This is a genomic window from Nocardioides jensenii JCM 1364 = NBRC 14755 (assembly GCF_001552535.1).
Taxonomy (GTDB): Bacteria; Actinomycetota; Actinomycetes; order Propionibacteriales; family Nocardioidaceae; genus Nocardioides; species Nocardioides jensenii.
In genome coordinates, this window is the sequence record NZ_BCRJ01000136.1 from 1 (window position 1) to 21645 (window position 21645).

Consider the following 21645-nt stretch of genomic DNA (forward strand, 5'->3'; position numbering starts at 1 on the left):
AAACTGCCGAGGGTTCTCACGCCGACCGAGACAGCAACGTGGTCCTTCCCCTACCACCGCATCCGTGAAGAGGTACAGCGCAAGGTGCGGCTTGAACCCATGGTGCTTCGTGCGCATGTGCGGGTAGGGCACCGCACGATGAAGTCCTCCTTCCGTCTTCGGGTAGGCGATGCGGAGGCCAGTGGTGTTCAACCGATTTGGGTCCGCCTGTCAGCTTGGACGCGGTCTCTTTGGCAGTCGCAGGTTCAGGCTTGGATTTGGTACACCCTTGACGACTACAAGGCGGGCCAATATCGGCTTGTACTCCGCAACCATGGACGTGGGTTTGCGCGGAGTATGCCGGTCTACATGGTGCTGGAGTCGGCTAATGGCACGGAGTCTCTCGTTCAAGGTGCCCCAATTTACAGGTCCCGTATGCTGCGACCAGGTGGTGAAATGACGATCAGGGTGCCATTGGACTTGGGGATATCACCATCAGATCAGAATGGGATTTTTTGGTGGAAGCTGTGGACTCGCCGCGGCCCTCGCGGTGGCATAGAGGCGCCATCGCGAACGGACATTGAGCGGGCGTTTAGGCAGCTCCGCGACTCAACCTAATCCTGGGGTTGGCTACTGGTTGATCCGCGTCTCGATTGGTAGCCACCATTCCGAAGCAGGCTCGGGCTCCCTGGCAGGAATCAGTTGCCATCGCTGAACCACTCACGTTCGTCGGCGAGGGCTTCTCGGGTCATCAGATGCTGCAAGTCATCAAGATCCGGATCGACTTCGACGAGCAATTTGCCGAGTTCGTTGTAGACCTGCACCAGCATCATGAACCCAAGGACGCCATGGTCTCGCACAAGTTTGCGGACCGGCTCGGCGTCCGTCATCCCGTGCTCGACCAGATGACCGATCAGCGCGAGACAATCTGGCACGACGCCCATTTGGCTTGGAAAGCGATCAAGCAATTCCATCGCAGGGAAAGCGACATGAGCAACACCCGACCCGACGAGAGTCTCGTCCATCTTCTCGAAGCGTCGAACCGCCATCATCGCGGCCATGCCCACAGCGTGGTCCGGTCCACGCGCGAACGCGCCGACGCCGAGCTCAAAGTTGCGCGAGAACGCCGTCGGCCCGCCCAGAGTCAGCGATGTGGCGACCCCACGGATCTCTGCCAGCAGCCCATGTAGGTCCTGCGTGAAATCCTCGGCCATACGAACCATGCTGATGCATGGCTCCGACATCGCGCTGCCGAACGGACTAAGTGACCTCGGCATTCCTCACCATTCCGTGGGGGACCGCATTGTGGGGCCTTCCGGAAAGAAGGTGCTGCACGCTCGCTCGCTGAGGCACAACAAGAACTAAGTGACGTCTGACCGGGATCCGCCGTTCGGCTGCCAGCGTCGGCCGATCGCCGTAACGTCCCCCGGCGTGAAGCGCGAATCGATCGCGGCCCTGATGCCACTGCTCGTCGTTGCTGCCTGCTCGCGCGACGATGACTAAACCGCCGACTCGAAAACAGTGACGCGGTGAGCGAGGCCCCTTCCACGACGCCGCCCACCAAGACAGTCGAAGCAGACGAGTCAGAACTGCGCGGTGCCCTGCAGTCTTACTCAGATGCCTTCTTGTCCGGTGACGGACAAGCGGCCTACGACCTCTTCAGTGAGCGATGCAAGAACCGCGCCGACCATGGCCAGTTCATCGCGATGGTCGATCTGGCGAAGCAACAGTACGGCGAGTCGCTGGCCTGTGCTTCATACAGCGAAGGGGCCTCCGGCGACCTAGCTCGCGTCAGCTGCACCCACGCGGACTCCAGCATCGATCAGGACTCGGAGCCGTGGACGCGTGAGGACGGCCAGTGGCATCAGGACGACTGTTGACCCCGAAATGACACCTTCCAGAGGCTGATTACACGCAGACGGCGTAAGCGTTGACCTCGACAGGAATGTCGTTCGCAAAGTTGTTGATGACCACACCCCAGGAGGTCTTTCCCGGCGAGCTACTGGCCGCGATGGCGATGCTCGAGAAGTAGCCGCCACCCGTGACCCTCTTGCCGGCGGGGCAGAAGGCAATGACCACACCACTGTCGTACGCAGGAACGGTCACAATCGGGCTCTCCACGATCGTGGTGTTGAGAGGCGCGCGGAGGAGCTTCGCTCGATCGCTGGCTTTGAGATCCGCCAGCGTGAGAGTCCCGTTCTTGACGTCCCTGCCGGTAAGGGTGCTGTCCTTGATGTCCGCGCCGGTGAGGCTGCTGTCCTTAACGTTCTTGCCCGTGATGAGGCCACGTGCTTCCGCGGAAGTACCTCCAATGAGTACGAGAGCGGCGACGGATGCGGCGACAACGCCGATGGTGCGCTTGTGCATGACTGGGTCACTTTCGTAGGTGTGATTGATCGTGTGCCCCGAGCGCCTGGCCAGAACGTAACCGTCGTGGCGGACATCGATTGTGGAACCGGCCAGAGGGGGCTTAATCGCCACCCTCAAACAAGTTGAAGTGGCCCATCTGGGCCATGCCGAAATGACTACTCAGAACCCTGAGATCGGGGTAGCAGCGGTACCAGCGACCGTAGAATCGAGTGCGGTTCAGAACATCAAATCTTCTTGGGGGCACGTGCGTGAGCACGCAGAGCACTTTCTCGGTCCTCCTCTCGGCGCCTGACACTGGCGAGCTCGAGCAGGAGTACGTCATGCGCGCCACGCAGAGGCTCCGAGTCGTGCCCTCGGGTCCCGCGCGGATCGCACGATGAGGCAGTCAGACACAGCCGCGCCAGATGTGTACTTCACTCAGGCATATGGCCGGGCCGAGATGGCGTGTGGCAGTGGCGAGTGGATCGACCTCCAAGCCTTCGATGGGCAGTGGAGAATGCCGCTGCATCTGCGAGAGGCTGATGGCTTCGTCGACGCTCTGAGCCCCTACGGCTACGCGGGCATCTATGCGTCACCCGAACTGAGCCAAGGTGATCGCGACAGTGCTTGGGCGCAGGCGGTCGATGGCCTGCGTGAGCGCGAAGTCCTGAGCGTCTTCCTTCGCCAGACTCCGCTGGTGGGGGCGCCCGTTGACGCTTCCTCGTTCCGAACGGTCGTGAAGGATCACTCAACGGTTTGCCTCCCAACTTCCGATGCCGAAGTCCTCTGGGGAGCCATGGAGGGCCGGAGCCGAACGAGCATCCGGAAGGCCGAGAGGCTCGACCACACCGCGAGTGTGGTGGAGGCATCAGCTGTGGACTTGAAACAAGGCTCGCCCTTCCGAGAGCTCTACGAGAGCGCGATGCGTCGTAGGTCGGCGTCCGAGCGCTACTTCTTCCCGGATCAGTACTACGACGAACTTTTGTCCGGCCTTGAGGAGAACCTGCTACTTGCCTCGGTTTTCGACGCAAGCGGAGAGATCGTCTCCGCGGCGCTGCTGATGCGGCACGGCGACCTTCTTCACTACCACCTCAGCGGTGCCGCCCAAGATGCTGGCAGGAACGGTGCAACGAACCTGATGCTGTGGTCCGCAGCGCAGTGGGCATCGGCCAACGGGGTGCAACGATTCCACCTCGGCGGTGGCGTCGGCGAGGGTGACTCGTTGTTCAAGTTCAAGCGATCATTCGGCGGTGACGTTTTGAGCTACTCGGCGTACGGCGTGATCATCGACCAGTCTCGGTACGACGCAGCTGTCGCACAACGCGCGGAGGAGTTGGGCCGAACGGCGGACGACCTGCAAGGACAACTCTTTTTTCCCGGATTCAGGATTGACTGATGAGCATGTACGAACGCTTTGGCAAGAGAGGGTTCGACTGCCTCGCTTCGTCTCTCGTGGCGATCATCAGCTCGCCGATCCACGCGATGTGTGCGCTGGCAGTCCTACTGACATCTGGCCGACCCATCTACTTCACCCAGGAACGCGCTGGGCGGGGCGGCGAGGCCTTTCGACTTCTCAAATTCCGGACAATGAAGGTCGGCACTCACGAGGCATCGGGCGGCTACCCCTCCGCCTCTATGGTCACTCCAGTTGGCCGTGTTTTGCGGAAGACCAGCCTCGACGAACTCCCGCAGCTGCTCAACATTGTGAAGGGCGACATGAGTGTGGTGGGCCCGCGCCCGGCACTCATGGACCAGGCTGCGCGGTACGACGATGTACAACGCGGTCGATTGGCGATCCGGCCGGGACTGACCGGAGTGGCGCAGTTGCGCTACAGAAACAACGCTCCCTGGTCCGTCCGGATCAAGGCCGACCTGGAGTACGCACGATCAATTTCGCTCTTGGGTGACCTTCGGATCATTTTCCAGACCATTCCTGCGGTCCTGAGGGGCGACAGCGTCGTCACAGGGCAGACAGTGGCAGACGTCGATGACCTGGGCCAGTCGAGCGTTGGCGTGAAGGAAGGTCGTTGACAACGCCGGACTGGGAGGTCGGTTCTGACTTCCAGGTGGTTGACCAGGCACTCTTGGTGAGCGGCTCCGTGCGGCCGCCGTGGGAGTCCAATGATCAACCCGTCTCCTATTTCGAGTCGGGGAGGCAAGCACTTGCGGCTGTTTCCGATCACCTGAAGTCACAGGGTCGAAGCCGACTTCTGATGCCGGCCTTCTACTGCGAATCCATGATCGAGCCGTTCGCGACTGATGGCTGGAGCATCGACTTCGCCGCAGTCAGCGGCGATCTGAGAGTCCAGCCCGTCGACGCCGTAGAGGCGCCACAAGAGACAGCGATCCTGAGCTTGCCGTACTTCGGGACGCCGGAGGCCCCTGAGTGGCTGGCTTCACTCGCGACCTGGCAGAACGCCGGCGCAGTCGTCATCTCAGACGAGACTCATCGTGTGCTTGCACCGGGGCTGGCATCAGCTGACTACCGAGTTGCCAGTCTTCGAAAGATGCTCCCCCTGCCAGATGGCGCGTATTTGTCTGGCGCTGCACTGGCGCCGTCGGAATGTGAAGCAACATCTACCGCCGAAGTGCGGCTCGCGGCCATGAAGACCAAGTCCGACTTCATGGCGCGCCGTGGTCCGTCCGAGCACCGTGCGTTGTTCCTGAGAGCGGAGGAGCTGACTGAGGCAGCCGTCAGGCCGGCTCCCATGAGTTCGGCATCGCAAGATTGGATAGGCCGCTTCGACTATGGCGAGCTGGCGCGAATTAGAGTTAGCAATGCGCGGGCGCTCGTCGCGGCCATCTCGGCCTCGGCGTACTCGCCCGCTCAAGACGGAGCCGAAGTTCGGTCGCACATGGTCATCACGGGGCCAGACCTGATCGGTCTACGCGCACACTTGATCGCACACAGAGTCTTCTGTCCCGTGCACTGGCCGGAACCGCAACACGGCCCCAAACCAGCCGGGGCGTGGCCAACGTCCTATCTCTCCGTACCAATCGACCACCGCTATAGCGTCGACGACCTCACCCATGTGGGGCAGTTGATCCGGGACCACGTGCCGTCCTGACAGGGAAAGGAAGCAAAGTGCTCAAGGGGAAACTGGTCAGCGTCCGCACAATGGAGGCTGCTGACCTGGCTGAGGTCAAGGCGATCAACGACGACCCTGGTGTCCGCGGAAATGTCGTCGGCTGGGGCTGGCCAAATTCTGCTGCGGAGATGGAGCGTTGGCACGCGGGCAGTCAAGGCGGCGGCACCCACAGGTGGATCGTCGAGGACGACGAGAATCGTGTCATTGGTGTGACCGGTCTGTGGGATGTCGATTGGCAGAGCCGAAACGCCCTGACCGCGCTCAAGCTTGGCGGGGTACACGACGTTCGTGGGCGTGGTCTCGGGACAGATGCCATCAAGCTTGTCATGGCTTTCGCCTTCTACGACGTCGGGCTCATTCGCCTGCACAGCTCGATCCTCACGACGAACCGCGCGTCATTGAAGGCGTACGTCGACAAGTGCGGCTGGTCGGTGGAAGGCACGTCGCGCGAACATGTCTGGCGCCATGGCAAGTTCGTAGATCTTCATCAAGTCGGCATCCTGAAGCAGGACTTCGACCGGCTTCCAGACGCCGAGGACTACATCACACTCGTCACGGGGCGCCCATAGGGCATGCCGCGAGGAAGTAGTCATTCCGGGCCATGCCGAAATGACCATTCAGAACCCTGAGATCGGGGTAGCAGCGGTGCCGCCGACCGTAGAATCGAGTGCGGTTCAGAACATCAAATCTTCTTGGGGGCACGTGCGTGAGCACGCAGAGTACTTTCTCGGTCCTCCTCTCGGCGCCTGACACCGGCGGGCTCGAGCAGGAGTACGTCATGCGCGCCATGAAGTCGGGCTGGGTCGCGCCCGCGGGCCCCGACCTGACCGCTTTCGAGGAGGAGGTCGCGCAGCGTGTCGGCGTCGCTCACGTCGTGGGCCTGTCCTCCGGTACGGCGGCCCTGCACCTGGCCCTGGTCTCCTGGGGTGTCGGACCCGGTGACGTGGTCCCGGTGTCCACCTTCACCTTCGCCGCGACGGTCAACGCCATCCGCTACGTCGGTGCCGAGCCGCACTTCGTCGACTGCGACGAGGAGACCGGCAACATGAGCCCGGCCCTCCTGGAGCAGGCGCTGACCGAGCTCAAGGCTGCCGGCACGAGTGTCCCGGTCGTGGTGCCGGTCGACATGCTCGGCAAGTGCATCGACTACACGGCCATCATCGACATCGCCCGTGCCCACGGCGCCAAGGTCCTCTGCGACGCCGCTGAGTCCTTCGGAGCCACGTACGACGGCAAGCCGGCCGGCTCGTTCGGCGACGCCTCGGTGATCTCGTTCAACGGCAACAAGATCATGACCACCTCCGGCGGCGGCATGCTGCTCACCAACGACGAAGCCCTGGCCGCCCACGTCAAGAAACTCTCGACTCAGGCCCGCGAACCCGTGCCGCACTACGAGCACACCGAGGTCGGCTACAACTACCGCCTCTCCAACATCCTCGCCGCCCTTGGCCGGGCCCAGCTCTCGCGGCTCGATGACATGTTGAAGCGGCGCCGCGACTGGCGTGACCGCTACCGCGCGCTCTTCGCGAACGCACCGGGTGTCCGCATTCTCGGCGGAGCCGACGACTCCGGCGACAACTGCTGGCTCACCGCGATCATCGTCGATCCTGAGCTGTCCCAGTGGACGGCCCAGGACCTCAGCCAGGCCTTGGCCGACGCCGGCGTCGAGAGTCGCCCGGTCTGGAAGCCGATGCATCTCCAGCCGGTCTCGCGAGGACTCAACGGCACGATGAATCGTATGTCGGAGAAGCTCTTCGCCCAGGGACTCACCTTGCCGTCGGGCTCCGCGATGACCAGCGTGCAGTTCAATACCGTTACGGAAACAATCCAGCGGTTCGTCTGATGCTGTCTCGAGGCTCAAACTCCAGACGGCCAAGTCGTCGGCCAGTGGTGTACGGGGTCACGACACATTCCACGGCATACGCGTTTCTTTCCGGGCAGCTGCTTGCGGTTGCCGAGTCTGGTCGCGATGTGCACCTCGTCGTAGGCAGCAACGATGAGCGGCTGGAGGACTTTGCACAGAGCCAACTGGTGACTGTCCACTGCATCCCCACAGGTCGAGCTCCAGGACTTGGCGACTTGGTTTGGTTCGTCCGGCTTTTGCTGCTGTTTTGGCGGTTGCGGCCAGCGATGACCATCATGGGAACTCCCAAGATGGGAGTGTTGGGAACCGTGGCAGCATTTTGCGCGTTCGTTCCCAAGAGAATCTACTTGGTGCACGGCCTTCGCTGGGAGGGCCTTAACGGATTGCGAAAGAGAGCAATCAAATGGCTGGACTGGCTTGCTTGCATGGCGGCGACAAAGGTCGTTGCGGTGAGTCCAAGTGTGGTCCAGAAGTTGGAATCGGACCGAGTTTGTCGTCGGGGTAAGGCCCAGGTTCTGGGCGCCGGTTCGGCGAACGGTGTGGATACACTTCGATTTTCTCCAGTCACCAAGCGAGGGCGGGACGAAGTCAGGGCCGAGCTAAGAGTCCCGTTCGATGCCAAGTTGGTCGTTTTCGTTGGAAGGCTCACTCATGACAAAGGCATAAGTGACCTCGACGTTGTTTGGAGAGGCATTGCAAGAGATGTGCCAGAGGCGTGGTTGCTGATCGTTGGAGACGCAGACTCGAACGACCCTCGAGACCTCGAGTGTGTAGAGAAATTGCGCACGTCGCCAAGAACCCTCCACGCGCCCTTCATGAAGCCTGTCGAGCGTGTGTTTCAGGCTGCCGACGTGAACATAATGCTTTCGCATCGTGAGGGCCTAGGAATGGTGAATCTTGAAGCGGCCTCCTGTGAAGTTCCCACAGTCGCCTACGCAGTCACCGGGGTAGTGGATGCAGTGCAGAATGGAGTTACCGGAATGCTGCATCCTCGAGGAGATACGAGGTCAGTTTCCAACAGTGCTGTGCAACTGCTCGCCGACTCAAGACTTTCGCAGGCCTACGGTGTGAGGGCACGACGTCGGGTTGTTGAGGATTTCGAAGCCCGTGTGGTCTGGCAGCACTGGAAGTCGTTCATCGAACTTGAACTTGAGGTCGCAACATCTCGACGACGGGGATCAGCGAATGCATAAGTTTTCCCTGAATTCTGAGCGAGGATTCGCGCCCAAGGTGTCGGTGATCATGGCTACGTACAACTGTGTCTCCACCGTTGAGGCCGCAGTCGAGTCGATCATGCGCCAGTCGTACACAAACTGGGAATTTATCATTTGCGATGACGGATCGACGGATGACACCTTTGAGGTGCTTCAGTCCCTGGCAGAGCGATGCCCCGCAATCCAACTCTTGCGTAACGAGACAAACCGCAAACTTGCTCATGGTCTCAACCGTTGCTTGATGTCGGCAACGGGGGAGTTGGTCGCCCGCATGGATGCGGATGATGTCTCGACTCCGGAACGCTTGGAGGAACAAGTGCGGTATCTACGATGTCACCCTCAGGTGGATCTCGTCGGAACCAGCATGAGGCGGTTCGATAGTCAGGGACTAGGCGACGTGGTGCACGCGGTACTGCAACCAGATCGTCACACATTGCGGCGGGCGGTTCCGTTCTGTCACGCCACGGTAATGGCGTGGCGGCGAGTCTTCGACCAGCTTGGCGGTTACACGGACGAAATGAGCGTGGAGAGGGTCGAAGACATTGATCTTTGGTTCCGGTTCTTCCGGGCCGGTTTCCAAGGAAGAAATATCGACTTGCCGCTCTACCTTGTGCGTGAGGACATTTCGGCGGTCAGACGTCGAACTTGGCGCAATCGGGTCAACTTGTTCCGTACGACTGTTCGAGGGTTCGCGATGCTGGACTATCCTCGATGGTGGCTGATCTACCCCGCTCTTGACCTACTCAAGGTGATTGTTCCTGCGAGAGCCGTGATGTTCTTGCGGTCATCGCAACGGATGCGGCCCAGCGTGCTCGACAGATCGAGTGACTCGAAGTGATCGTCTACTACTTGACTACTCTGGCGGCTGTCTCCGCGGCCTGGATGGGGGAATTGGTTGGCCGGGCCCGTGCCCAATCTGCAGAGGCTTCCGGGTTTTCTCGTCCGGGACGGTATTGGGCCGCGTTGTGCGCGACGATCCTCGTCGGGGTCGCTGCGTTGCGCTGGCGAGTGGGGGTCGACTACGTCACGTACTCGCAGTCGTACAACATGTACAAGACCGAGTCGATACGTGACCTGAAACCGTGGCAAGAGCCAGGCATTCGAGTGCTCGCACGGGCGTCAGCCTGGTTTCACGACGATTACGCCACGATGCTGGCGCTGGCCTCAGTCGTCACAGTCGGGCTGATCGTGTGGACGATCTATAAAGACAGCACAATGTTTGCTTTGAGCATCGCGCTGTTCATCCTTACTGGCCCGTGGCAGGCGACATTCAACGGGGTTCGACAGTGGGTAGCCGTCGCGATCGTCTTCGCGTGTCACCGTGCGATCTTGGAGCGCCGTCCATGGCGATTCCTTGGGGCCGTCCTCGTTGCGTCCCTTTTTCATGTCAGCGCCGCCGTGTGCATCCTCTTCTACTTCGTCCCAAGAACCAGACTCGGCGCATCGCGCGCTCTAATGTTGATGGTGGCAGCGGCGACTGCATCGACCGCCTACGGGACGCTTCTTGACGTTGTGTCTGCGCTCAAGGACAACGACCGAACGCTGCTCGGAGCCAGCGGATACGTCATTGAGCAAGTTAGTCCGCTACGAATCCTCGTTGCGTTCGCGCCCTTGGCGCTTTACTTGCTGCTCACGCGGCGCGATCTCCTGAAAGGAACTGACCATTTCTACATAAACATGGTCATTCTCAATGCAGCAATTATGGGGGCATCTGCTGGGAGCGCGTACGTTGCTCGCTTTGCCGCGTACACTTCTGTCTTCGTTCTTATAGCCATCCCACGGCTTTTGAACATGAGGGATCGTCGCCTAGTTCATCTCCTTGTTGGAGTAATCATTGTGTTGTACGCGATCTTTTGGTACATCGAGACAATGCTTACGCCAGCTCTCTACAATTTCCAATGGATCTTTGATCGGCCATGACAATCGAAGCGAAAACTGGGCGGGGCACACGACCGGACGGGCCGCGGGCTGTGCCTCGAGTTCTTCAAGTGGTCGGAGCGATGAACGTCGGCGGTGCCGAGACGATGTTGATGAATCTCTATCGTAACATTGACAGGAGTCGGATCCAGTTCGACTTCATGGTTATGACCGATGAGCCCGGTGCCTTCGATGATGAAATAATCGATCTGGGCGGACGGATCATCAGTAGTCCGGGGTACCGTTGGGTCCCACATACTTTAAATTTTCCTGGGATTAGGAATGCGATAGAGAGCCACGGGCCCTATGCGGCGGTACACTCGCACATCCTCCATGCATCGGGCCTGATCCTGCTGGCTGCTGCTTGGGCACGAGTGCCGGTTCGAATTGCGCACAGTCATAGCACGGATGATCCCGGTTCATCGATTGCGAGCCGGTTGTACAAAGCCGCGTCGAGGAGACTTATTGCTGAGGCGGGAACGGAATTCGTTGCGTGCGGTGTCGAGGCAGGGGACTATCTGTTCCGCAAGCCGGCGACACGCAGTAGGGTCCGTTTGCTTCGCAACGGGATCGATCTTGAACGTTTTGCGGCACCGACGCCAACAGTGCGCGCTGACGTGCGCCGCGAACTCGGGCTTTGCGAGTCTAGCGTGGCCTTGGGAGCGATGGCTCGCTTCGAGGATGTTAAGAACCACTCGTTCATGCTTGATGTGCTGGCAGCCTGCCGCGACCAAAGCATCCCTTCGGAGCTAGTGCTTATGGGGGATGGCTCGCTCAGAGCAGAGATTGAACGCAAGATTGAGGAACTGGGACTGCAAGACAGAGTTCACCTTCTTGGCGTCCGCTCGGACGTGAATCGGCTGCTTTCAGCGTTGGACTACGTAGTCATGCCGTCGAAGTTCGAGGGCATCCCGGTGTCACTTATCGAAGCGCAAGCCAGTGGGGTGACGTGCTTGGTTTCTGACCGGGTCTCGGTTGAGGTGGATACAGGTGTCGGTTTGATCCAGTTCATGGCCATAGAGGCCGTCGAGCCATGGGTTGCGGCGATAGTCTCGGAGCGCAGGGTGGATCAGGATCGGGAACTGCTTCGTGCAGGGATCCGGGCAGCTGGATACGACGTTGCAACTGGCGTTGAAGTGCTCATGGACCTCTACGGTCTTAGCCAATGACGGTATCTAAACAGCTCGGGGTCAAGGTCACCTTGATCGTGGCCGTCTTCAACGTGGAGGAGTATCTCGACGCGTGCGTGGACTCCCTTCTGGCCCAAGACCACGAATTTGTCGAAGTGATCCTGGTGGATGACGGCTCGACTGACCGATCGGGCGAGATGTGTGATACGGCCGCGCGTCGGGACTCTCGAGTAGAAGTCATACACAAGTCGAACGGTGGGCTGTCAGACGCTCGAAATGCTGGATTGTGTCGGGCTACAGGCGCCTACGTGGCGTTCGTCGACGGCGATGACTGGGTCGAAGCCACACATGTTTCCCGGATGCTGGGGGTGGCTATGGAACATGATGCAGACGTCGTCGTCACGGGGTTCGTCGTAGACAATCACGATAGGGCCGGATCGTTGGTGAGCAGCGATCATCGACGGTTGGACATGGTTGAAGTAGTTGAACCCGGTGTGACGCCCGCGGTGTCTCCGGGTCTGGTGAACTTCCTTGGCTACGCGTGGAACAAGTTGTATGTCCGGGACTTCTTGATCTCCAACGGGTTTCAGTTCGAGGTCGGCACATCCCTGATCGAAGACCTTCTCTTCAACGCTCAGGTGATCTCAGCGTCCAAGCGAACGGTGGCCGTTCCGGCAGGGACGCTTCATTACGTGCAGCGAGCACGGACCACCCTCGGAACTCGCTCGTACCCCGATGCGGCGCAACTAATTAGTCGATCGCACTTGGCTGTGGCGGGGCTGTTCCGAGCGTGGTCTGTCGACGCGGTGACATCGGTCGACACACTGCGAGACCTTGCGTGGGACAGGACCAGAGCGTCGTTGAGAGCCATTGCGCTGGACAGGTCTCTGAGTTTGGCCGCTCGGCGGGTACAAGCTCAACGGCTGGTTGGCGATGGGTTCGTCAAAGCAGTGCTCAAGGACGTTTGGCAGGCGGGAGTGTCTCGGGTTGCCAGGATCGAAGCCCGATGGCTTGCGCGTGGCTGGGTGAGTCCTGTGATGGTGGCGATACTCGTGCGGGAAAGGACGAACCGACGTGACTGAAGCACTGAGGAAGTTCTACATTCGACTCCGGTTGCGGATGGCGTATGCGCGTTCGCAACCTGCCGATGCTGCTGCGACGCCCGAGAAGCCACGAGTCATCTTGGCGCTTGCTGCCGACTACGGAAACCTCGGCGACCTGGCGATCACCAGAGCACAGCGAGATTTCCTGCAGAGTCGCTTCCCCAATCGTGAAGTCGTTGAGGTGCCGATCAGCCAGACCACGTCACGGATGAAGCGACTCTCCTCACATGTCCACGAGCATGACCTGGTTGCGCTCATAGGTGGTGGAAACACCGGCTATATGTATGACGACATGGAGTTCTTGCGTCAGGTGGTGGTGCGAGCATTCCCCAACACCAAGATCATTGCCTTTCCTCAATCGGCGTCCTTCCCCGACTCGGCAGCTGGCCGTCGTGCTCTTCGTCGAGCGCAACGGGCCTACTCGCGCCACAGTGACCTGACATTCATGGCTCGCGACCTGGCAGCTGAGAAGTTCATGAAGGAGAACTTCTCCCGCAACCGTGTTGTGCTGTCGCCGGACGTAGTTCTCACTTTGGACCGACAGCACTCGGCCGATGCACGGCAAGGAGTTGTTCTTGCACTGCGTGACGACGCCGAAGCGGGCCTCACGCTGGCGAAGAGACATGAGATTCAATCTGCTGTCCCGATATCCGACACCGTCTTGCTTCGGGACACCCACATTGGTGACTCCCGTCTGGACACTGCCTCGGCGTCACGTGCGCTCGACCTGATCTGGGACGACTTCGGCGCATCGCGCTACGTAGTCACCGATCGACTACACGGGATGATCTTCTGCGTGATCACGGGGACACCATGCGTGGCCATCGACAGCGCGAATGGCAAGGTCGGTGACTTCCACAGCACGTGGTTGCGCAGCGTACCCGGGGTCAAGTTTGTGACTAGTGCTGATGGCGCTCAGATCGTTGAGATCGGGGAGTCTCTGGCTGGCACTAGACCGGATGAAGATTCCCTTCGTGAGATCCGCAACGCCTTCGAGGCTGCGTTCGAGACCGCGTTAGGTTCGAGCTTCCGTGGTTGATTCTCGGACGGGTCGATCTGCGCGAAATGTCGCGGTAGCCCTCCTGACGCAGGTGGTACTACTCGGAGTCACATTTGCTACGCGAACCGTTTTCATCCGAGAACTCGGCGTCGATATGTTGGGCGTCAGCACGTTGTTCGCCAATCTTCTCGTCCTCCTCGCTGTCGCTGAGTTGGGCCTCGGCACAGCCCTCGTCTACGCCATGTTCGACCCAATCCGTCGAGGTGACACGGAGACGATCACATCCATCGTCGAGTTTGCTCGGCGGATGTACCGCTGGATTGCAGTCGCGATCGCTGGGCTCGGAGTCTTGGCGGTCCCGCTGCTGCCATTGTTGGTCCGGACGGATCAGCGGATAGAGCATCTTCCGGCGTACCTGGGTCTGATGGTTGCCGACGTGTTGGCGGGATACCTGCTCGGCGCCCACCGCCAGCTGGTGTTGGTGGCTGATGAAAAGCTGTATCTCGCCCGCGCATATCTCACGGGCTTCCAGGTGGCACGCAGTCTGGTGCAGATCGTGGTGCTCATCACGACCAGCAACTTCATGATGTTCCTGGCGGTTCAGCTGATTGCCACCCTCGCTGCCAACCTCGCGATCATCCGCAAGACGGACTCTCTTTACCCGCACCTGCGTGGACGATCACGCCGCCGTCCCTCAGATCCCGAGCTTTCGCAGAGTCTCTTCGAGAGCGTCCGAGCGATGTTTGCTTACCGGATCGGGGGTGCGCTGATGAACCAGACGGACCTCGTTCTCATCTCGGTCCTGGTCGGCACCGCGACGGTGGGGTACTACGCGAACTACGCGTTGATCATCGGGTCGATGCTGGGCTTTACAGAGTTGCTCTTTGCTGCCGTCGCTTCGAGCGTGGGGAACCTAAGCGCTGGCGGAGACCAACAGCAGATGCGCAAGGTTTTCGATCAGCTCGCCATGATCGCTGCGTGGGTGCATGGCGCGGTCTGCGTGGTGCTTCTGGTGGCAATGGAACCATTTGTCTCCGCGTGGCTGGGTAAGGACTTCGTGCTCGACAGGTGGGTCTTGCTTGCAGCCGTACTGAACTTCTACGTCTACGGGGCGATGCTGCCCGTGGCAGCCTTCAGAACCGCCACGCAGATGTTCATGCGGACCCGTTACGTGTTTCTCGTGACCGCAGCCTTGAACCTCGTGCTTTCCGTGGTGCTGGGCGCCCAGTTTGGTCTGGCCGGCATTCTCTACGCCACCCTGCTTGCCCGCCTGTTGACTCAGGTCTGGTTTGAGCCGAGGGTCCTGTTCCTGCATTTCCTTAGCGGTAGACCGAGGGAGTACTTCGGGAAGCAGTTGCTGTACGCGCTCCTCATCGGGCTCTCGTACGTGATCGTCCGCAGCCTTGGGGCTGCAAGTGGACATGCCTTCGATGTGCCGGTGGTCGCGGTTGAGGCAGCGGCCGCACTCATCGTGCCCAGCGCAATGTTCGTATTCGTACTACACCGGACCGTGGCGTTCCAAGGAGTGCGTGCCCGGATCGCGACGGTCGTCGGGATGTCATAGCGCAGTCGGTAGCGGTCGGGCCACGCGATTGGGTTTGGCAGGACACGAATGCCTGGACTGCATACGCACGGCCATGGCGATGGTCGCCCGCGGAATGACCGTTGATCCTTGACCTGAACGAACTGAGGACAGCAGACAATGCAGTAACGCTCAATCTCTCCGTTGCGCGGGATTACTCGCCGAGGACCTCATGACGCCGCTTACTCCAAGCCAACGCGGAGGCGATGCCGTCGTCGAGAGTCAAGTTCGCCTTCCAGCCCAGGAGGCCCGCAGCCTTGTCGGCGTTGGCGTAGGCGCCAACGGCATCTCCGGGACGAGGGGGCGCTTCGGAGACCGGCACGGTTGCCCCGAACACCCGCTCGAAGGACGACACCAGTTCACGAACCGTGACGCCTTCGCCGGTGCCGATATTGATGACGACGCTCGGGGCGTGAACGGCGTTGAGGACTTCGTCGAAGCGCTCGACCGCGCGTACATGAGCTTGCGCCAGATCCCAGACGTGGATGTAGTCGCGAAGGCCAGTGCCATCGCGGGTCGGGTGGTTCGTTCCGGTGATGGTGAACTCATCCTTCAGCCCCGTTGCCGCCAGGACCAGCTGACCGAGGACGTGTGACGGTTCCCTGACGTAGACGCCTGACTCGAGGTCAGGGTCCGAACCGATCGGGTTGAAGTAGCGAAGGATCACCGCCCGCAATTCCGTCGCACGTGCCATGTCCTCGAGGACCTGTTCCATCATTCGCTTGGTGCGGGCATAGGGAGACGTGGGATCTAGTGCGTCCTCCTCGCGGACGACAAAAGCCTCGGTGAAGGCGTAGAGCGAGGCCGAAGATGAGAAGAGGACTCGAGGTTTCCCCAGGGCGACAAGCTCATCGAACAACTCGAGGGACTTGGCGACGTTGTCGCGGTAGTAGACGTAGGGCTGCTCCATGGACTCCGGCACGACGATGCGGGCGGCCATGTGGATGGTCGCGTCGATGTCCGGGTGCTCGGCCACGATCTGGCGCAGGAGGGGCCGATCAGCGATGTCGCCCTCGTAGAAGATCCGGTCACGAACGAAGGCGCGCGGGCCTGACAGCAGGGAGTCGAGAATGACGGGAGTATGGCCGGCTTCCTCGAGTGCCTTTGCGGTGGTGGAGCCGATGTAGCCGGCCCCACCAGTGACGAGAATCTTCATGCGGAGAACCCTATGGTGCCCTCACCCTTGATGCAGTCGGTTGGATCGTTTGTGACCCAGTCGTGGCCGATCCAGGACGCCGAGTTCATCGGCACCTGACCGTTAGACGGGCCGGCGAGCATGCCGGCGCGCGGCTTCCCTGCGGTTCTCAGTTCAGTCGAATGCGGGGCAGGTAGGCCCGTTTGCCCTTCGCCCAATCATCGCGGAAGCGAGTGCCGTACGGCTTGTAGGACTGCACCGCTACGCGGACCCAACCGCGGTCGCCCAGGCAACTGCGTGGTGCCAGGAAGACAACCTTGTTCGCCCTCGGGAGTGCACGGATGAAGGGCTTGTCCCAGCCCCCGGGCACGCAGGTCCACCAGTCGCCCCACGGGTCGATGCCGTTGGGGCGCAACCGGTTCCAGTTCCAGGTCGATCCGGCTGCCACGTGCATGCCGTCGATCTTGATCAGGTGATTGGGGTTCCGGTTGCCCTTGGTGTCGAAGTGCACGCCGAGCATGGTTGCGACCGGGGCGTTGGAGTCGGCGCGCACGAAGTCGCGCACGGTGACGATCACTCGGACCGCTTGCCTGTTGTGGGAGACCTCGACTCGAGTGATGTCGAGCGCGCGGTGCGCGTCCCCCCTTGCGTCGCGGACCGTGATGTCGGTCGCGGCGCTTGCGGGCAAGACCCCACTGGCCAACAGGCCGGCCGTCATGCCAAGGGCGGCCAGGGTCGCAGCCGCCTGCCGACGGATCCGCGGGTGAAAGTTCATGGTGTTCTCCCCGATCGTCCCCAGAACTGAACGTCTCTGTGCGTGAGTGAGCCATTGTGTTCCAGGCTCGGCGCGCCGCACATGGGAACCGGTGGACCCCAACCGATCGGCCAGACTTGATAGCCCGTGTGAGTGGTCCGGGGGCGAAAGGCGCGGCGCCGGTCGATTGTTCCTGCGAGCATTTGGTGACACCCGTTCTCGGAAGGACTGACTCATCATGCGTCGCCGTTTGGCCCTCTTGCTCGCTCCCATCATCTCGTTCGCAGGCCTCGCCCTGGTGGGCATCGGCCCAGCCCAGGCCCAGGACTTCGACGTGTGGATCGTCCCGCGCCACGTGAAGGTGAACTCCGGGGCGTGCCGGGACATTCCGTTCACCGTCAGGCACAACGGTGGATACCTCGACCGGTTCGTTGCCGAGGTCGAGGTGTGGAAGGGGTCGAAATACATGGACCAGACCTACGACTACGTCTATGACTCAGCGGGTGCTTTGAGGGGCTCCTACTTCTGGTGCCCCTATGAGGGTCTGGGCACCTTCAGGCTCGGTCCGACGCAGGTCGAGTGGAACGACTATTCCTACGACGACGAAGGTTCCTTCCGGGATCGCTCCATCGCACGGTTCCAGGTGCTGCAGGCGTCGAACTTCAGGAAGGTGCGCATCGCCAAGCGCGGTGCCGTCCGCACTGTCCATGCTCGCCTGGTCTACTTCGACACCGGGTCCGAGTCGTGGGAGGTCGCGCCGAAGGGCACGCCCATTCGGCTGCAGCGCATGGCCGGCGGAAGGTGGACCTACCTCAAGACCGGACGCGTCGGCAAGGGCGGCTACATCTCGATCTCTGTGAAGGCGCAGCGGGCTCGTGAGTACCGCCTCATCTTCGGTAAGACGTCGCGGACGTGGGGTGCGAACTCGCTGGTGCTCAGGAAGTAGCGACGCCAGGGTTGTGGTTTCGCGACGGTCGCTGAGCGACCGCCTCAACCAACGGTGGTGACTCGGCCTGCGCGAGCAGCAGCCGAACGCCGGCGATCTGCTTGGGCGCGATCCAGTAGTCGGAGTGCACGAGGATTTGCTCGGCCAGCTTGGGGCACGTGATGTCGGGGTCGGGGTCGGCGATCTGGATGTTGCCCGACGGCGAATCGGCGTACGTCTCCGGTAGGGGCAGGGGAGTGGCGATCGGGTCGGTGTCACGCCAGAAGTTGAGCCACGGGGTCGTCGTAGCGATCTCGGTGTAGAACGCGGCCGGGAAGTAGGCCGGGAACACCACGCGATAGAGGGACTCCAGCGGAGACCCACAGGTGATGAGGGTGAGCCGGGGGCCGAGTTTCTGGAAACGCGCCTTGGTGCGCACCTCGTGGACGGCCCAGGCGCAGAGCACGGAGCCCTGGCTGTGGCCGACAAGCACGGTGGGGCGGGAGCCGGCCAGCTCGATCTCGGTGATGATGCCCGGCACGATGCGGTCGCGGTAGGAGGCTCCGGCGAACGGGTGGTTGGCCACCGGCCAGAAGCCGAGCACGTCGGCGACCATGCCGACCGACGTGCGGACCCTGTACATGCTCCACCCGGTCGCGACCATGAAGATCGCCACCAGCGAGAGCACCTGGACGGTGAGCAGGCACAGGCTCCACGACGTCTCCGATCCCCGCAGGGTCAGCTGCCGGACGCCGACGCTCATCAGGTACCAGAAGAAGGTGGCCAGCACGACGGCCAGGCCCAGGGTCGCCGGCAGGCGCAGCACCAGGCGGCGGTGCCACTGCGCCTTCGCGATGCGCTTGGTCAGCTCGGACTTGTCACCGGCCCACCGGACGCGGCCGGCGCCGCCGGGGATCAGGTTCGCGACCACGAAGGCCAGCGTGAACGAGAACAGGGCGGTGAGCCCGAGCAGCGGCACCAGGTTGATCAGGAAGTCGTCGCGGTCGGAGTAGTCGTTGTCCAGGGCGGGCAGCAGGGCCCGCGGCTCGAACCCGCCGGACTCGCCCGGATCGCCGAGTCCCGGCAGGTGACTGCCCAGGTAGCGCATCAGGTTGTCGGTGAAGAGCCGCAGCGCCGACGCGACCGTCAGCATCAGCACGACCGAGCAGACCAGTGAGACACCGGCGGCGAACTCCTGGGTCGACGGCCGTCCCTTGGCCGCCGCCACCAGCCCGCGGGTCACCGAGACCGCACCGATCAGTACGACGAGGGCCAGGCACACCACGCTGACCCCGACCACCGGGTCGACGTACTGCACGAGCTGTCCGCTCGAGACCAGGTGCGCCGCGGTCTGGTCCGGCCCGGTTGTCGCGTCGCCGAACGAGCTGGTCGGGCCCCAGGTGATGAGGAAGCCGGGCACCCACGACGACGTCGCCTCCCAGTGCGACGGACGGGCGAGGCCGGCGACGCAGGTGGCTCCCGCGACCACGAGGACGTTGAGCCACAGCACCAAGGAGGTCGCCTCGGAGTCCGTCGTCCCGTGTCGCCACACCATGCCCGCGACCAGGGCGAGGCCCAGGGCCACCGCGATCCAGGGGCCGGCCTGGGGGGAGTCGGACCAGTAGAAGACCGTGCGGGTGGCGATCGTCTCGAGGAGCGCCTGGCCCCACACGAACGTCAGCAGGGTCAGCAGCAGGCCGGTCACCACGACCTCGGGTCGGGCCCGTCGTCGAGCCGTGGGAGCCAGGTCGTCGGGCGGTGACATGTAGCCCGCCGCGTTGACCAGGGTGTAGGGCAGGGCGACGTACCAGAGGAAGCCGGCGCAGCCCCGCGACGTGCGCGCCCAGTTGACCAGGCGCAGCTCGTGGTCGGGAACCAGCGGCGGTACGGCGGTGTCCGCGCCGCGGCGTTGGCCGTCGACGACGATGGTGGGGCTGCCCAGCTCTGACCAGTTGCCGTGGTCCCCGATGCCGTGGACCCGGATCTCGAGCGGGGCGTCGGCCACGTCGGGTGCTACGTCTATGAGATCTGATCGCATGCCTGCTCCGCCTCGCTCTCCTGCTCGGTGATCGCGTCCAGCACGAGCCCGGCCATCTTCTGCTCGCCCTCGTCGAAGAACGCGAGGCCGAAGCCGGCCGCACGTTCGAGCAGGAAGCTGGCGACCTGGTCCAGGCTCTCGGGCGGGCCGCCGACCAGGGCACAGGTGGTGTCCCAAGCCAGTCCCTCGAGGGCGGTCTGCACCTGCGGGTCCTCGCTCAACGTGCGGACGTCCTGCTTCAGACGCTGGCCGATGGTCGGCCGGGCAGCGCGGGAGACGTTGGCCAGGAGCCCCTCGGCCCGCAGCGCGCCGACCCGCAGGGCGTCGTCGCTGCTGCCTCGCGCCAGCTGGCTGCTGACCCGGACCGCGTCGTCCCCGCAGCTGGAGGCGGAGAGCAGCAGCGTGGCACCGAGTACGGCGAGAGAGGTGACCGTTTTGCCCGGTTTCATACCTCCACTGTGGCCCTGTCGGGGTCGGCGCGAATGCTTTGTTTTGGGGAGATCTGGTGCGTCGCTCACGCCTCCTCAATTGGTTGGCCTCCGCCAGGAGCCCGGGTTCGGTACCGTCATCTCATGACGCGCTACCGGTTCAAGGATCAGATGGGTGACGTGGTCGCGGAAGGGGAGCACGCCGACCACGCCGGAGCCTTGGACTGGGCGCGGACCGAGGAAGAGACCGAGTCGGGTGTGACCCGTGTCGAGTATCTCGGCCCCGAGGGTGACTGGCGCTGGGCCGGTCCGGTCGAGGGCTGATTCGTCGGTTCCGCAACCAACGCGGTGGCTCTCGTCGTTAGGCCGCCAGCCATGAAGCGATGCGTGCTGGCAGTCCTGGCTCTGGTCGTGCTTTCGGCGTGCAGCGACTCGGGGAATGATGACGCGGAGCCGGAGGGCTCCACCACGCCGTCGACCTCCGCAGCGTCGTCAACCTCGTCGAGCTCTTCGTCGAGCACGGACCCGGAGCTGTGGTCGATGGAGGAGGCCGGCCGGCAGTTCGTCGCCCTTGCCACTCCGGTCAACGAGGCGATCAGCGTGATGAACACCGTGGGTCAGTCCGGCTCGGACGACGTGGCCGCCTACAAGGAGGCGTGCCTGGGCATTGCGGAGGCCGAGAAGGCCGCCATGGAGCAGCTGCCCGAGGGCAAGTGGCCCGCCGAGGTCGCGGAGGAGATCGCGGACTTCACCAAGGCCATCTCCTCCGAACGCACCCAGTGGAGTCGTTGCTCGAGCGTGGAGTCGGTGGACGACATCGGAGCCATCGTGAAGGACGCCGTCGCCCAGACTTCGAGCGATGAGGCGGCGCTGGTCAGGCAGGCGCTCTCGCTTCCGGAGTACGACGGCTCCTGAGGTCGATCCGCGCCGAGCGGTGGGTCTCGACATGCCGCTCGTTCCTCGCGGCTACTCGACCAACGGGGGGCGCGGCTAGCGCTCGGGCATGACTTGGCGACCGAGAATCGTGGCCCTCGTGGGGGACCACCTGGTCGCTAGCTGAGCGTCCGGTTCAGACGATGGTCCAGGTGTCGCCGCCGTTGATGAGTGTGGTGAGGCGGTTGGTGGGGGCGGTGGTGGT

The 21645-nt window shown here is 62.3% G+C and carries 22 protein-coding genes; 16 read left to right on the forward strand and 6 right to left on the reverse strand.

Going from position 1 to position 21645, the window contains the following annotated elements:
* Nucleotides 1–677: 677 nt before the first annotated feature.
* Nucleotides 678–1193 (reverse strand): hypothetical protein, encoded by a 516-nt coding sequence (locus NJ4_RS23400; protein WP_157551316.1) that lies wholly within the window; start codon nucleotides 1191–1193, stop codon nucleotides 678–680.
* A 315-nt stretch (nucleotides 1194–1508) separates the two neighbouring features.
* Here NJ4_RS23400 and NJ4_RS23405 point away from each other — a divergent pair, with 315 nt between their 5' ends.
* A complete protein-coding gene (locus tag NJ4_RS23405) occupies nucleotides 1509–1859 on the forward strand; it encodes a hypothetical protein (RefSeq protein ID WP_067441358.1) in 351 nt (116 codons plus the stop codon).
* 28 nt (nucleotides 1860–1887) lie between these two features.
* Here the strand turns inward: NJ4_RS23405 and NJ4_RS23410 are convergent, their stop codons facing one another.
* Nucleotides 1888–2346 carry a hypothetical protein gene (locus NJ4_RS23410; RefSeq protein WP_067441359.1) on the reverse strand — a complete coding sequence of 153 codons (459 nt, stop codon included), beginning with the start codon at nucleotides 2344–2346 and terminating at the stop codon, nucleotides 1888–1890.
* Nucleotides 2347–2725: 379 nt separating this feature from the next.
* Here NJ4_RS23410 and NJ4_RS23415 point away from each other — a divergent pair, with 379 nt between their 5' ends.
* From NJ4_RS23415 to NJ4_RS23465, 12 genes are all read left to right on the forward strand, one after another.
* Nucleotides 2726–3724, forward strand: coding sequence for a GNAT family N-acetyltransferase (locus NJ4_RS23415; RefSeq protein WP_082749079.1), 999 nt, complete (start codon nucleotides 2726–2728; stop codon nucleotides 3722–3724).
* On the forward strand, nucleotides 3724–4359 hold the full coding sequence (locus NJ4_RS23420; RefSeq protein WP_067441365.1) for a sugar transferase: 636 nt from the start codon (nucleotides 3724–3726) through the stop codon (nucleotides 4357–4359). Before NJ4_RS23415 ends, NJ4_RS23420 begins: the two co-directional genes overlap by 1 nt.
* Complete coding sequence (locus tag NJ4_RS23425; RefSeq protein WP_157551317.1) at nucleotides 4356–5396, forward strand: hypothetical protein; 1041 nt, start codon at nucleotides 4356–4358, stop codon at nucleotides 5394–5396. The genes NJ4_RS23420 and NJ4_RS23425 overlap by 4 nt, the downstream gene beginning before the upstream one ends.
* Before the next feature lie 17 nt (nucleotides 5397–5413).
* Nucleotides 5414–5986, forward strand: a complete 573-nt coding sequence (locus NJ4_RS23430) for a GNAT family N-acetyltransferase (protein WP_157551318.1) — start codon at nucleotides 5414–5416, stop codon at nucleotides 5984–5986.
* 137 nt (nucleotides 5987–6123) lie between these two features.
* Nucleotides 6124–7260, forward strand: a complete 1137-nt coding sequence (locus NJ4_RS23435) for a DegT/DnrJ/EryC1/StrS family aminotransferase (RefSeq protein ID WP_067441375.1) — start codon at nucleotides 6124–6126, stop codon at nucleotides 7258–7260.
* The gene (locus NJ4_RS25350) at nucleotides 7260–8474 is read left to right on the forward strand and encodes a glycosyltransferase (protein ID WP_082749080.1); all 1215 of its coding nucleotides are present in this window, start codon (nucleotides 7260–7262) and stop codon (nucleotides 8472–8474) included. Before NJ4_RS23435 ends, NJ4_RS25350 begins: the two co-directional genes overlap by 1 nt.
* A complete protein-coding gene (locus NJ4_RS23440) occupies nucleotides 8467–9333 on the forward strand; it encodes a glycosyltransferase family 2 protein (protein WP_067441380.1) in 867 nt (288 codons plus the stop codon). Before NJ4_RS25350 ends, NJ4_RS23440 begins: the two co-directional genes overlap by 8 nt.
* Nucleotides 9330–10415: an EpsG family protein gene (locus tag NJ4_RS23445; protein ID WP_067441383.1), complete on the forward strand. Its 1086-nt coding sequence runs from the start codon at nucleotides 9330–9332 to the stop codon at nucleotides 10413–10415. Before NJ4_RS23440 ends, NJ4_RS23445 begins: the two co-directional genes overlap by 4 nt.
* 68 nt (nucleotides 10416–10483) lie before the next feature.
* Nucleotides 10484–11581, forward strand: a complete 1098-nt coding sequence (locus tag NJ4_RS25355) for a glycosyltransferase family 1 protein (protein ID WP_169799321.1) — start codon at nucleotides 10484–10486, stop codon at nucleotides 11579–11581.
* Nucleotides 11578–12624 carry a glycosyltransferase gene (locus NJ4_RS23455; protein WP_067441391.1) on the forward strand — a complete coding sequence of 349 codons (1047 nt, stop codon included), beginning with the start codon at nucleotides 11578–11580 and terminating at the stop codon, nucleotides 12622–12624. Before NJ4_RS25355 ends, NJ4_RS23455 begins: the two co-directional genes overlap by 4 nt.
* Entirely contained in the window at nucleotides 12617–13684 is a 1068-nt protein-coding gene (locus NJ4_RS23460) for a polysaccharide pyruvyl transferase family protein (protein WP_082749083.1), read from the forward strand. Before NJ4_RS23455 ends, NJ4_RS23460 begins: the two co-directional genes overlap by 8 nt.
* Nucleotides 13685–13817: 133 nt before the next feature.
* Nucleotides 13818–15209, forward strand: a complete 1392-nt coding sequence (locus tag NJ4_RS23465) for a lipopolysaccharide biosynthesis protein (protein WP_157551319.1) — start codon at nucleotides 13818–13820, stop codon at nucleotides 15207–15209.
* A gap of 172 nt (nucleotides 15210–15381) precedes the next feature.
* Here NJ4_RS23465 and galE read toward each other — a convergent pair whose 3' ends face one another.
* Both galE and NJ4_RS23475 read right to left on the reverse strand, forming a co-directional pair.
* Nucleotides 15382–16383 (reverse strand): UDP-glucose 4-epimerase GalE, encoded by a 1002-nt coding sequence (gene galE / locus NJ4_RS23470; RefSeq protein ID WP_067441401.1) that lies wholly within the window; start codon nucleotides 16381–16383, stop codon nucleotides 15382–15384.
* Between the two features lie 148 nt (nucleotides 16384–16531).
* Nucleotides 16532–17137, reverse strand: coding sequence for a hypothetical protein (locus NJ4_RS23475; protein ID WP_067441403.1), 606 nt, complete (start codon nucleotides 17135–17137; stop codon nucleotides 16532–16534).
* 217 nt (nucleotides 17138–17354) lie between these two features.
* On the opposite strand from NJ4_RS23475, the gene NJ4_RS23480 reads away from it, so the two are divergent.
* Nucleotides 17355–18062 (forward strand): hypothetical protein, encoded by a 708-nt coding sequence (locus NJ4_RS23480; protein WP_067441406.1) that lies wholly within the window; start codon nucleotides 17355–17357, stop codon nucleotides 18060–18062.
* Here NJ4_RS23480 and NJ4_RS23485 read toward each other — a convergent pair.
* Nucleotides 18052–20079 carry a hypothetical protein gene (locus tag NJ4_RS23485; protein ID WP_157551320.1) on the reverse strand — a complete coding sequence of 676 codons (2028 nt, stop codon included), beginning with the start codon at nucleotides 20077–20079 and terminating at the stop codon, nucleotides 18052–18054. The two genes, NJ4_RS23480 and NJ4_RS23485, sit on opposite strands and share 11 nt — an antisense overlap.
* Nucleotides 20061–20528, reverse strand: coding sequence for a hypothetical protein (locus tag NJ4_RS23490; protein ID WP_067441413.1), 468 nt, complete (start codon nucleotides 20526–20528; stop codon nucleotides 20061–20063). The genes NJ4_RS23485 and NJ4_RS23490 overlap by 19 nt, the downstream gene beginning before the upstream one ends.
* Before the next feature lie 123 nt (nucleotides 20529–20651).
* On the opposite strand from NJ4_RS23490, the gene NJ4_RS23495 reads away from it, so the two are divergent.
* Together NJ4_RS23495 and NJ4_RS23500 are read left to right on the forward strand one after the other, a co-directional pair.
* The gene (locus NJ4_RS23495; RefSeq protein ID WP_067441418.1) at nucleotides 20652–20831 is read left to right on the forward strand and encodes a hypothetical protein; all 180 of its coding nucleotides are present in this window, start codon (nucleotides 20652–20654) and stop codon (nucleotides 20829–20831) included.
* Between the two features lie 51 nt (nucleotides 20832–20882).
* Nucleotides 20883–21422 (forward strand): hypothetical protein, encoded by a 540-nt coding sequence (locus NJ4_RS23500; RefSeq protein ID WP_157551321.1) that lies wholly within the window; start codon nucleotides 20883–20885, stop codon nucleotides 21420–21422.
* The last annotated feature ends 223 nt before the right edge of the window (nucleotides 21423–21645 follow it).